The organism is Gemmiger sp. An194 (genome assembly GCF_002160145.1).
Taxonomy (GTDB): Bacteria; Bacillota; Clostridia; order Oscillospirales; family Ruminococcaceae; genus Allofournierella.
In genome coordinates, this window is record NZ_NFKA01000016.1 from 15,424 (window position 1) to 27,562 (window position 12,139).

The following is a 12,139-nucleotide window of genomic DNA, read 5'->3' on the forward strand; positions in this document are numbered from 1 at the left end:
ATTGGTCGTTTTTGAAAAGAAAATCACCAGAGCAGGTGCTCCTTGATGGGGATGCCGCAGGTGTTCAGCGCCCGGATGAAGGAGGCGCTGCCCTTGTAGTGGATGCCTGTAATACCCAGATCGAAAGCGGCGGTGGTATTGGGCTTGTGGTCGTCCACAAAAATGGTCTCGGCAGGGGTCAGATCGTACTGCTCCAGCAGCAGCTTGTAGATGGCCGGGTCCGGCTTGGTAAGCTTGACTTCGCAGGAGGCGATGCCGCCGTCGAACAACGGCCAGAACTCCCGCTGGCGGATCTCGTCGATCACATCCTGAGGGATGTTGGACAGATAGTAGATGGAAAAGCCCATCTTTTTCAGCCGTTTGATCACTTCCACGGTCTTGCGGCGGGTCTTCAGCATGCGGGCCCAGTCATCCAGCACGCTCTGTACCTCGAAGGCGCAGCCGGCAGCCCGGGCCTTTTCCAGCATGAGGGCATTGCCCTCGGACCGGCTCAGCTTTCCGGCGTCCAGCAGCAGCCACTCTTCACTGCCGAAGGTCAGATCGAACACCTTCTGTTCGATTTCCTCGTTATAAAAGCGCTCCAGCAGAAACTCCCGGGGATTGAAGTCCACCACAACGCCCCCCAGATCGAAGATGATGTTTTTATACATAAGGCAAGATTCTCCTTTGCAATCGTTCAAGGGCTGCGCAGCCCGGGGATATTATTTTTATTATACACGATTTTCTTCCCGGGGCAAATGCCCAGGCAAAACTTTGGGCATGAGCTGCCGTGCCAAAGCATATCAATAAAAGAAAAAATAAAGGGGGCGATGGGCTGTGACGTTGCGTCAACTGTGCAAAAAGGATGTGGTGCAGCTGGGCTCCGGTACCAAGCTGGGCCGGGCCGATGACCTGGAGCTGGAGGTAAGCAGCGCCCGGGTGCGGGGACTGATTTTGCGGGGGCGGCCTCGCTGGTTCGGCCTGTTGGGCCACGAGGAAGACCTGATGATCGCCTGGCAGCAGATCGAGACCATTGGTGAGGATGTGATTCTGGTGAACTGTCCGCTGCCGGAGCCTGTGCAGAAACCGGTCGGTGAGGGGATTTGGGCAATCTTTCACAAATTTGTAAGCAGCTGAAAACTTGCGCCGTCTGCAGGATACATCGTATAATAAACAACGTTTCCGTTTTACGTGAGCTTTACAAAAATATCTTTTGGGTAAAAAATTGCCTGGGAAATGAAACAATTGCCGCCGCAGCCTCGTTTTCTTTTCAGCCGAAAAGCGCGGGGCCGGGGCGGGGAAGTCTGCCGTTGCGGACCATGCCGCCCGGTCAAAGGAGGAACAAATCGTTGCAAAGCATCAAGACAAAACCGTCGATTTTTGCCGTCATTACCCGGCGGCTGAGTCCGCTGCGGTATGCCATGGCACCGCTGGTGAGCCTGATCACTCTGGTATGCACCGAGTGGATTCACCGGGGCGAGCTGACCGTGAAGGTCCTCACGGATAATGTGCTGCCCCATCTGCCGGCCTTTCTGCTTACCTGGCTGCTGCTGGGCTGCATTTATCAGGCTCTGGCCCGGGCCACCCGGCTGCATCCGCTGGCGGTGGCTGTGACCGGTCTGCTGGGCTGTATTCCGGCGGCAGTTACATATTTTAAGCTGAAGCTGCGGGGCGAGCCCTTTTTCCCCTGGGATCTGTCCCAGTTTTCCGAAGCCACCGATGTGGCGGGCAAGTCCGGTGTGGAGCTGCAGACCTCCATGTGGGTCAGCGGATTGATCTTCGCTGTGCTGTTCGTGCTGGCCTGCTTTGTACGGGAGCCCAAAACCGGTGTCCGCGCCCGGGCGTTGGCTGCGGGTATTCCTGCCGTCGGTGCGCTGGTGCTGGTGTTCGGGGTGTTCATCAGCCCCACGGTCTCCCAGCTGGTGGGCATCACACCGGATATGTGGATGCAGAATCGCTACTACCGCAACTATGGTGTGATCGCAGGTTTTCTGACCAACATTCAGAATCTGCAGGTGGACAAGCCCGACGGCTACAGCCAGGAGGCGGTGCAGGAAATCATCGATAAGGATGTCTCCCAGGACCTGGCCCCGGAATTTGCGGGCAGCTACAAGAGGGAAGGCGATGGTGCGGTGACCCAGCCCAATATTATCTTCGTGATGAACGAATCCTTCTGGGATGTGGCCGAGCTGGAGGAGTACGGGGTGGAGTTCGATCAGGAGGTCACCCCCAATCTGCACCGGCTGATGGAAAGCGCCGCCTATGGTAAGGCCTACAGCCCCAGCTTCGGCGGCGGCACCTGCGATGTGGAGTTCGAAGCGCTCACCGGCTACTCGGTGGAGTTTCTGCCCAGCGGCTGCAAGCCTTTCCAGCAGCATGTGACCCGGCCCATGTTCTCGGTGGCTTCCTATTTAAAAGAGCAGGGCTACGCCACTCAGGCCATTCACTGCTATTACGCCAAGTTCTGGAGCCGCAACACGGCCTACCCCAACCTGGGCTTTGACGAATTTATTTCGCTGGAGGATTTTGAAAATCCTGAGAAGAAGCGCGACTACTACTGGGGCGGCGGTCTGGTGACCGATGCCGAGATGACCCACCGCATCATCCAGGAATGGGAGGAGCGGGACCAGGACCAGCCCCTGTTCATGCATGCGGTGACCATGCAGAACCACACCAGCTACAACGAGGCCAACTATCCGGAGGAGGAGCTGGTGGATGTTGTGAAGGCTCCCGAAGGCATCAGCGACAAGACCCTGGGCGCTCTGCGGGACTTCGCCACCGGTGTGAAGGAAGCAGATGCCATGCTGGGTGAGCTGACCGATTACTTCTCCCAGGTGGACGAGCCGGTGATCCTGGTGTTCTGGGGCGACCATTACAACCCCATCGGCAGCGGCTATGAGGTTTACACCGCCACCGGTTATTCCTCCTCGCCCAACAGCGAGGCCCCCGAGCTGCACCAGATGCCTTTGATGATCTGGTCCAACTACTGGGATGAGCCGGTGGACATCGGCACCGTGGCGGCCTACGAGATCAGCCCGGTGACCTTCGAGCTGTACGGTCTGGAGCAGCCTGCACTGTTTGACCACCTGGTCGATCAGCTGTCGGCCTACCGCAGCCGTACCCACGGTGTGACCATCCAGCCGGACGGCTCGGCGGACACCGAGGAGCTGACCGAGGAGCAAAGCCAGTGGTTTGACGAGCACTGGATGCTGCAATATGACCTGATGTTCGGCCAGGAATACACCCTGGAAGAACAGTGAGAAGGGGGCGGCGGGGCCTTGCGGGGCTCCGCCGCCCTTATTTGCGGCGTTTCGCGGCTTTTTTCGCGGAGAAATGCGAAAAAATGCTTGTAATCCCGGCACCCTTGTGGTATACTATACCGGCAATACACACGCATTGCTTTGTTCCCCTGTGCCCGCAAGGGTGGGAGAGCATGCATGCAATGCGGAGGTAAAAACAATTATTTGGAGGATTTAAACATGGCAGTAGTATCTATGAAGCAGCTTCTCGAAGCCGGCGTACACTTCGGTCACCAGACCCGTCGCTGGAACCCCAAGATGGCGAAGTACATCTTCACCGAGCGTAACGGCATCTACATCATCGACCTGCAGAAGACCGTTAAGAAGCTGGACGAGGCTTACAACTTTGTTCGCGAGGTTGCTTCCGAGGGCGGCGAGATCCTGTTCGTCGGCACCAAGAAGCAGGCTCAGGAGTCCATTAAGGACGAGGCTACCCGCTGCGGCATGCACTATGTGAACGCTCGTTGGCTGGGCGGCATGCTGACCAACTTCCGCACCATCCGCAAGCGCATCGACCGTCTGGAGCAGCTGCGCCAGATGAGCGAGGACGGCACCTTTGATCTGCTGCCCAAGAAGGAAGTTGCCAAGCTGGAGCTGGAGATCGAGAAGCTGGAGAAGTTCCTGGGCGGTGTGAAGAACATGCACGGCCTGCCCAAGGCGATGTTCATCGTTGACCCCCACAAGGAGCGCATTGCTGTGGCTGAGGCCCGCAAGCTGAACATCCCCATCGTGGCTATCGTCGACACCAACTGCAACCCCGACGAGATCGACTACGTGATCCCCGGCAACGACGACGCCATCCGTGCTGTTAAGCTGATCGCCGGCGCTATGGCCGACGCCGTGATGGAAGGCCGTCAGGGCGAGCAGAACGCCGCCGAGGAGACCGCTGAGGCTGCTGAGGCCTAAGCACCCACCATTTTCCACCGATAACGAAAGGGGATAATAAAAATGGCTTTTACTGCACAAGACGTTAAGAATCTGCGCGAGCAGACCGGCTGCGGCATGATGGATTGCAAGAAGGCTCTGACCGAGTCTAACGGCGATTTCGAGAAGGCTGTTGAGTACCTGCGCGAGAAGGGCCTGGCTGCTGCTCAGAAGAAGGCTGGCCGTATCGCTGCTGAGGGCATGGTTTACGCCACTGTCTGCGGCAAGGTGGGCGTTGTGGTCGAAGTGAATGCTGAGACCGACTTCGTTGCCAAGAACGAGATGTTCCAGAACTTCGTTAAGGACATCGCCACTGTGGTTGCCGAGCAGAACCCCGCTGATGTGGATGCTCTGCTGGCCTGCAAGCTGGGTGAGGACACCGTTGAGGCTGCCCTGAAGGAGAAGATCCTGGTCATCGGCGAGAACATCAAGATCCGCCGCTTCGAGCGTTTCGAGGGTGTTTGCTCCGCTTACATCCATGCCGGCGGCACCCACGCTGTTCTGGTTGACTTCGAGACCAGCGAGGAGATCGCTTCCAAGCCCGAGTTCGAGGCTTACGGCAAAGACATCGCCATGCAGATCGCTGCCGCTAACCCCGGCTACCTGTGCGAGGCTGACGTGCCCGCCGAGGTGATCGAGAAGGAGAAGGAGATCCTGCTGGCTCAGATCGCCAACGATCCCAAGAACGCCAACAAGCCCGACGCCATCAAGGAGAAGATGGTTCTGGGCCGCATCGGCAAGTTCTACAAGGAGAACTGCCTGGTGGATCAGGAGTTCGTTAAGGACAACGAGCTGACCGTTGCCAAGTACACCGATAAGGTGGCCAAGGAGCTGGGCGGCGAGATCAAGATCACCAAGTTCGCTCGTTACGAGAAGGGCGAAGGCCTGGAGAAGAAGACTGACGACTTCGCTGCCGAGGTTGCCAGCATGGTGAAGTAAGTCGAATTCGACTTACCAATGCACCTTTCGGGGTGTGTGATCATTCGCTTTCTTCCTGCCGGAGCAGTACCGGTCCCGTTTTTGTGGGCGAAAGCCTTTGGGAGAACAGGCGGGGCTGAGTGCAGTCCGGTGATTCGATTGTGAATAGAGGCTTCGGCCCGGCGCTCGCGGTGGTTTTTAAGTCGCACACTGCGGAACAAGCGCACAAGGGCTGACAAACAAGCCGTAAAAGGCGGTGCTCAAACGAGCACCGCCTTTTTTCTGTGTTCCATGATGGATTTTAATGGGAAAAAGGGCATAGGAAGGTTGTATGCAACCAGAAAAAATGTCATGTACCGGTGAATCTAAAGTGGGAAAAACTTGGGAATTATTATTTTATGACAATTTTTTCTGCGCGTTTTTGTCCTTTTGGTACATACACATTGTTTCAATGTACTAATTTGCAATAATAAAGTGGTAATTCGACCAAATCGCTTGCAAATGGTCAAAAGTCGTGCTACAATAATCCCTGCTCATGAGAGATAAGAGCCGTCCGCTGAATATCAGGCGGGGCAGGCTCTTTTTTTTGCCCGTTGAAGCTGCGGCAAACCGGGCAAAGCTTTGTGTAAATTACAGTAAAAATTCCATAATGCGGGCTTGCTTTTTGGAATTTTATGTGATACACTTTAGTCAAATAAAACAAGAAAGCAAATTGTGAGGTGCGTAATGGCTGACAAGAATCATCTGAGAAACCCCGCGACCACCGCGTTGTTCGAGGCCATCCTTTCTTTGCAGAGCATGGAAGAGTGCTATACATTCTTTGAGGATCTTTGCACCATGAAGGAGCTGGCCGACATGGCTCAGCGTCTGGAGGCTGCCAAGATGCTGCTGGATGGCAAAACCTACGAGCAGATCGTGAAGAGCGTGGAGATCAGCACGGCGACCATCAGCCGCATCAACCGCTGCATCCAGTACGGCAACGGCGGCTATGAGCTGATCATCGACCGTGTGAAGCAGAATGCTCAGCCCGAGGGCGAGCAGGCTGCGGAATAAGCGGACAAGGTTCCCTTGAGACAAAAAGAACACCCGGATGAGTTCATCCGGGTGTTCTTTTTGTTTGATTTGAGAAGTGGTTTTCTTTGGAAGGATGCTGCGAAAAGCTTAGCCTTCCTGGGGGCGGAAGATGATATTGCCCTCATCGTCCACGCCTTCCACGATGGCCAGGCTGGTGAGCTTGTAGCCTGCAGCACGCAGCGAGTCACCGCCGCTCTGGAAGCCCTTCTCGATGGTGATGCCGATGCCGCATACGGTGGCGCCTGCCTGTTCGCATACATCCAGCAGACCATGCATGGCCTTGCCCACTGCCATGAAGTCATCCAGGATCAGTACCCGATCCTCAGGGCCCAGGAACTTTTTGGCCAGGGTAATGTCGTAGTCCTTGCCGTAAGTAAAGGAATGTACGGCGGAGGTGAAGACCTCGCCGTCCAGATTCTTGCTTTTGGCCTTTTTGGCGAATACCACCGGAACATCAAAGTAACGGGCGGTCATGCAGGCGATGGCAATGCCGGAAGCCTCAATGGTCAGGATCTTGTTGATGCCATCGTCTTTATAAATACGATAGAATTCCTTACCGATTTCGTCCAGCAGGTTTACATCCAGCTGATGGTTCAAGAAGGAATCCACCTTAATGATATTGCCCGGGCGGACTTGACCGTCCTTAACGATTCGCTCTTCCAGCAGTTTCATACCTTTATAACGCTCCCTACACAAAAGTATCCCCACCGCGGGCAAAATGCACACACGGAAAAAGGTAATACACCTATTATACAGAAAAGCGGAGGGTTTGCAATGCTTAAAACGTTCTTTTTTGCTGAAAAAACAGCTTTTTCAGGGATGAATAATAACGAATGCGTTACAAATTGCCAAATGCACAGTTTTGTTTGTCCAAAAAAACAAAGAAGTCTGTGCATTATCACCACCTTTGCGCTTTACAACGATAAAAAGTATGTGAAAATAGCGAATTGCAATTTTGTACTGATGTCCGTATAATTTAGAAAAGCAAAAAATTCCCCCCACAAAAAGCGCATTAGGGGCGTGAGGGGGAAGATCGGAGGAGAATCCACATGAAAAAAGCAATGAGTTTGGTCCTTGCGGCCGCAATGGCATTCAGCTTCGCTGCTTGTGGCGGTGCGTCCGGTACCAGCGGCGCAGCATCCACCGCATCCGGCACCGCGATTAAGATCGGCGGTATTGGTCCCCTGACCGGCGGCGCTGCCATCTACGGAAACGCTGTTAAGAACGGCGCGGCTCTGGCTGTGGAAGAGATCAACGCCCAGGGCGGCCTGCAGTTCGAGCTGAACTTCCAGGACGACGAGAATGACCCGGAAAAGGCTCTGAACGCTTACAACAACCTGAAGGACTGGGGCATGCAGGCTCTGCTGGGCACCGTTACCACACAGCCCTGCCTGACCGTAGCACCTGAGACCGCTGCGGACAACATGTTCCTGCTGACTCCCTCCGCCTCTGCGGTGGATGTCATCAAGGAAGACAATGCCTTCCAGGTCTGCTTCACCGACCCCAACCAGGGCGTTGCTTCCGCGGACTACATCGCTGAGAACGGCCTGGCCACCAAGATCGCCATCATCTACGACAGCTCCGATGCCTATTCTTCCGGCATCCACGACAAGTTCAAGGAAGAGGCTGCCACCAAGGGCCTGGAGATCGTAGCCGACGAGGCATTCACTGCCGACAACAAGACCGACTTCTCCGTACAGGTTCAGAAGGCCAAGAGCTCCGGCGCTGAGCTGGTGTTCCTGCCCATCTACTACAGCGAAGCCAACCTGATCATCCAGGAGATGAACAAGCAGGGCTGCACCGCTTCCATCTTTGGCTGTGACGGTCTGGACGGCCTGCTGACCATCGAAGGCGCCGACACCTCCCTCTTCGAGGGCGTAATGCTGCTGACTCCCTTCGCTGCCGACGCGCAGGACGAGAAGACCCAGAGCTTTGTTTCCAAGTATGAAGAGAAGTACGGCGAGACTCCCAACCAGTTCGCTGCCGACGCTTACGACGGTGTTTACACCATCCTGGCTGCCTGCGAGAAGGGCGGCGTGACCGCGGATATGGATGCTTCCGCTGTTTGCGATGCTCTGAAGACTGCCATGACCCAGATTACTGTGGATGGCCTGACCGGCGAGGGCATGAAGTGGGAAGCCACCGGCGAAGTGAACAAGGCTCCTCGTGCCGTTAAGATTCAGAACGGCGCTTACACCGCAATGTAATTCAAACAGCCCGGCCTGGTCCGGTGCTGAAAGGGCTGCTCGCCGGGGGGCGCAGCAGCCCTTTTTTATTCAAAAAAACAGCAAGATCCGGCAGAAAATGCTGTAGAATTCTTGTGCGCACTTTACAGCAGTGCTATAATAATCCATATATTCTGTGCGGTGGCGGCAGACAGGTGTAGGCATCATCGGTCCGCCGCCGCGAAAAAAGGGGAATCGAGTATGGAATTTTTGTCCTACTTAATCAACGGTATCAGCCTGGGCAGTGTATATGCCATCATCGCCCTGGGCTACACCATGGTGTACGGCATTGCCAAGATGCTGAACTTTGCCCATGGTGATGTGATCATGGTGGGCAGCTACATCGTGTTCATTGCGGTGAACCAGATGGGCATGCCTCCGCTGCTGGCCATTATCATTTCCATGGCTTTGTGCACGCTGCTGGGTATCGTGATCGAGCGGTTTGCCTATAAGCCGCTGCGCAGTGCCTCTTCTCTGGCAGTTCTGATCACCGCCATCGGCGTGAGCTACCTGCTGCAGAACCTGGCGCTGCTCATCTGGGGCGCGGACCCCAAGTCCTTCACCTCCGTGGTGGGGCTGGCTCCGGTGCAGCTGGCCGGTGGCCGTCTGGTCATCTCCGGCGAGACCATTGTGACCATTGTGGTGAGCGCTATCATCATGGCTGGTCTGATCTTCTTCGTGAACAACACCAAAATGGGCCGGGCTATGCTGGCCGTGAGCGAGGATAAGGGCGCTGCTCAGCTGATGGGCATCAATGTGAACTCTACCATCGCCATGACCTTCGCCATCGGTTCTGCCCTGGCTGCAGTGGCCGGCGTGCTGCTGTGCTCCGCCTATCCCACTCTGCAGCCCACCACCGGTGCTATGCCTGGTATCAAGGCCTTCACTGCTGCGGTGTTCGGCGGCATCGGTTCCATTCCCGGCGCCTTTGTGGGCGGCATCCTGCTGGGCGTGATCGAGATCATGAGCAAAGCTTACATTTCCACCCAGCTGGCGGACGCTATCGTGTTCGCAGTGCTGATCATTGTGCTGCTGGTGCGTCCCACCGGCCTGCTGGGCAAGAAAATCAGTGAAAAGGTGTGAGGTGGCGGTTATGAATATGCTGAAAACCATGAAAAAGTCCACCCGCAGCAACCTGATTACCTATGGCATTGTGGTGCTGTTTTATCTGGTGATGCAGCTGCTGGCCAGCGGCGGCGTGCTGAGCAACTCCATGCAGGGCATGCTGGTGCCCATCTGCACCTATGTGGTCCTGGCGGTATCCCTGAACTTGACCGTTGGTATCCTGGGCGAGCTGAGCCTGGGCCATGCGGGCTTTATGAGCGTTGGTGCTTTTTCCGGCGCGGTGTACTGGATGATCGCGGGGCAGAACCTGCCCTCCGTTCTGGGTTTGGCGATTGCCATGCTCATCGGCGGCGTGATGGCCGGTGTGTTCGGCTTTTTGATCGGCATTCCCGTGCTGCGGCTGCGGGGCGACTATCTGGCCATTGTGACCCTGGCCTTTGGTGAGATCATCAAAAATATCCTGAATGCCATCTACCTGGGCTGGGACAGCAACGGCTTCCACTTCTCCATGAAGGATGCCACTGCTCTGAACATGGGCGAGGATGGTAAGGTCATCATCAACGGTGCCATTGGCATCAGCGGCATGACCAAAGCCTCCAGCTTCACTGCGGGCATCATTCTGGTGCTCATCACCCTGTTTGTGGTGCTGAACCTGATCAATTCCCGCGCCGGCCGTGCAATCATGTCCATCCGCGACAATCGCATTGCCGCCGAGGCCACCGGCATCAACGTGACCAAGTACAAGCTGATGGCCTTCATCACCTCCGCCTTCCTGGCTGGCATGGCAGGTGTGCTGTATGCACTGAATATGTCCGCTCTGGCGGCCAAGAAGTTTGACTACAACACCTCCATTCTGGTGCTGGTGTTCGTGGTTCTGGGTGGCATTGGCAACATCCGTGGCTCCGTGATTGCGGCGGCTGTTCTGTATGTGCTGCCCGAGCTGCTGCGTGGTCTGAACGACTACCGCATGCTGATCTATGCGGTGATTCTGATCGTTATGATGATCTTCAACCAGAGCGCCCAGGTGGTCGCCTGGCGTCATCAGGTGTGGGAAAAGCTTTCCACCATCGGTCTGTTCCAGAAGCTGGCGCAGGCGAAAAAACAAAACAAGGGGGAGGCATAATCCATGGCTCTGCTTGAAGTAATGAACGTGGGCATCGCTTTCGGCGGTCTGCAGGCGGTGGCCCAGCTGGATATGAAGATCGAGAAGGGCCATCTGTATGGCCTGATCGGCCCCAACGGTGCCGGTAAAACCACCGTGTTCAATATGCTCACCGGCGTGTATCGTCCCACCGAGGGCGATATCATTCTGGACGGCAAGAACATTACCGGTAAGGCCCCGGCCAAGATCAACCAGGCCGGCATTGCCCGTACCTTCCAGAACATCCGCCTGTTCAGCCAGATGACTGTGCTGGACAACGTGAAGATCGGCCTGCACAACCAGGTCAAGTATCCCATGTGGACCGGCGTGTTCCGTCTGCCCGGCTTCAAGGAAAAGGAGCAGGAGATGGACTACAAGGCCATGAAGCTGCTCAAGATCTTTGATCTGGATAAGGAAGCGGATCTGCCTGCTTCCAGCTTGCCCTACGGCAAGCAGCGCAAGCTGGAGATTGCCCGTGCGCTGGCGACCAATCCCAAGCTGCTGCTGCTGGACGAACCCGCTGCTGGCATGAACCCCAGCGAGAGCGAAGAGCTGATGAACACCATCAAGTTCGTTCAGAAGGAGTTCGATGTGGCCATCCTGCTCATCGAGCACGACATGAACTTTGTAATGGGCATCTGCGAATACATCTATGTGCTGGATTACGGCCGGGTCATCGCCCAGGGCAACGGCGAATCCATCCGCAATAACCCCAAGGTCATTGCGGCATATCTGGGAGGTGACTGACCATGGGTGAGATGCTTCGCGTAAGCGATCTGAATGTGTTCTATGGCTCCATCCATGCCATTAAGGATATCTCGTTCCACGTGAACGAGGGCGAGATCGTGACTCTGATCGGTGCCAACGGCGCCGGCAAGACCACTACCATGCATGCCATTTCCGGCCTGCTGAAGCCCAAGAGCGGCACCATCGACTTTCTGGGCAACCGCATCAGCCAGATGGAAGCCCATAAGATCATCCGGCTTGGTCTGGCCCAGGTGCCGGAAGGCCGCCGGGTGTTCAGCCATCTGACCGTGCAGGAGAACCTGTCCATGGGTGCATTTACCCGCAAGGACGGCGCTTCCGCCATCGCTCAGGATCTGGAGATGGTGTTCGACCGCCTGCCCCGCCTGAAGGAGCGGCGCAAGCAGCAGGCGGGCACTCTGTCCGGCGGCGAGCAGCAGATGCTGGCCATCGGCCGTGCACTGATGTGCAAGCCCAAGATGCTGCTGCTGGACGAGCCTTCTATGGGTTTGTCTCCCCTGCTGGTGAAGGAGATTTTCAAGATCATCGAGGACGTAAACAAGGACGGCGTGACAGTTCTGCTGGTGGAACAGAACGCCAAGATGGCCCTAGAGATTGCCGACCGTGCCTACGTGCTGGAGACCGGCACCGTGAAGATGGAAGGCCCCGCCGACGAGCTGGCCAATAACATCGAAGTGCGCAAAGCCTACCTGGGCTGCTGAGCCAAAACAATCATTCAAACGGCCCTGCCGGCGATTCCCCGGCGGGGC

The 12,139-nt window shown here is 56.1% G+C and carries 12 protein-coding genes; 10 read left to right on the forward strand and 2 right to left on the reverse strand.

All coding sequences use genetic code 11. The annotated features are described in order from the left end of the window. Window positions 1–23 precede the first annotated feature (23 nt). On the reverse strand, window positions 24–650 hold the full coding sequence (locus B5F28_RS10515; protein ID WP_087295852.1) for an HAD family hydrolase: 627 nt from the start codon (window positions 648–650) through the stop codon (window positions 24–26). 166 nt (window positions 651–816) lie between these two features. Between B5F28_RS10515 and B5F28_RS10520 the strand changes: the two genes are divergently transcribed. The 5 genes from B5F28_RS10520 (at window position 817) to B5F28_RS10540 (ending at window position 6,173) form a co-directional block, all read left to right on the forward strand. After that, a complete protein-coding gene (locus tag B5F28_RS10520; protein WP_087295853.1) occupies window positions 817–1,116 on the forward strand; it encodes a YlmC/YmxH family sporulation protein in 300 nt (99 codons plus the stop codon). A gap of 212 nt (window positions 1,117–1,328) precedes the next feature. Continuing rightward, window positions 1,329–3,239 (forward strand): LTA synthase family protein, encoded by a 1,911-nt coding sequence (locus B5F28_RS10525; RefSeq protein ID WP_247643471.1) that lies wholly within the window; start codon window positions 1,329–1,331, stop codon window positions 3,237–3,239. A gap of 219 nt (window positions 3,240–3,458) precedes the next feature. Further along, window positions 3,459–4,184, forward strand: a complete 726-nt coding sequence (gene rpsB, locus B5F28_RS10530) for a 30S ribosomal protein S2 (protein WP_058967216.1) — start codon at window positions 3,459–3,461, stop codon at window positions 4,182–4,184. Window positions 4,185–4,226: 42 nt separating this feature from the next. Beyond that, the gene (gene tsf / locus B5F28_RS10535) at window positions 4,227–5,141 is read left to right on the forward strand and encodes a translation elongation factor Ts (protein ID WP_087295854.1); all 915 of its coding nucleotides are present in this window, start codon (window positions 4,227–4,229) and stop codon (window positions 5,139–5,141) included. Window positions 5,142–5,846: 705 nt separating this feature from the next. Continuing rightward, entirely contained in the window at window positions 5,847–6,173 is a 327-nt protein-coding gene (locus B5F28_RS10540) for a YerC/YecD family TrpR-related protein (protein WP_087180633.1), read from the forward strand. 108 nt (window positions 6,174–6,281) lie between these two features. Here the strand turns inward: B5F28_RS10540 and B5F28_RS10545 are convergent, their stop codons facing one another. Next, window positions 6,282–6,866 carry a xanthine phosphoribosyltransferase gene (locus B5F28_RS10545; protein ID WP_087295855.1) on the reverse strand — a complete coding sequence of 195 codons (585 nt, stop codon included), beginning with the start codon at window positions 6,864–6,866 and terminating at the stop codon, window positions 6,282–6,284. 377 nt (window positions 6,867–7,243) lie between these two features. On the opposite strand from B5F28_RS10545, the gene B5F28_RS10550 reads away from it, so the two are divergent. The 5 genes from B5F28_RS10550 (at window position 7,244) to B5F28_RS10570 (ending at window position 12,091) form a co-directional block, all read left to right on the forward strand. Then, window positions 7,244–8,401 carry an ABC transporter substrate-binding protein gene (locus tag B5F28_RS10550; protein WP_087295856.1) on the forward strand — a complete coding sequence of 386 codons (1,158 nt, stop codon included), beginning with the start codon at window positions 7,244–7,246 and terminating at the stop codon, window positions 8,399–8,401. A gap of 219 nt (window positions 8,402–8,620) precedes the next feature. Further along, window positions 8,621–9,502 (forward strand): branched-chain amino acid ABC transporter permease, encoded by an 882-nt coding sequence (locus B5F28_RS10555; protein WP_087295857.1) that lies wholly within the window; start codon window positions 8,621–8,623, stop codon window positions 9,500–9,502. A gap of 10 nt (window positions 9,503–9,512) precedes the next feature. Next, window positions 9,513–10,607 carry a branched-chain amino acid ABC transporter permease gene (locus B5F28_RS10560; protein WP_087295858.1) on the forward strand — a complete coding sequence of 365 codons (1,095 nt, stop codon included), beginning with the start codon at window positions 9,513–9,515 and terminating at the stop codon, window positions 10,605–10,607. Window positions 10,608–10,610: 3 nt separating this feature from the next. After that, entirely contained in the window at window positions 10,611–11,372 is a 762-nt protein-coding gene (locus tag B5F28_RS10565; RefSeq protein WP_087295859.1) for an ABC transporter ATP-binding protein, read from the forward strand. A 2-nt stretch (window positions 11,373–11,374) separates the two neighbouring features. Beyond that, window positions 11,375–12,091 (forward strand): ABC transporter ATP-binding protein, encoded by a 717-nt coding sequence (locus B5F28_RS10570; protein ID WP_087295860.1) that lies wholly within the window; start codon window positions 11,375–11,377, stop codon window positions 12,089–12,091. The last annotated feature ends 48 nt before the right edge of the window (window positions 12,092–12,139 follow it).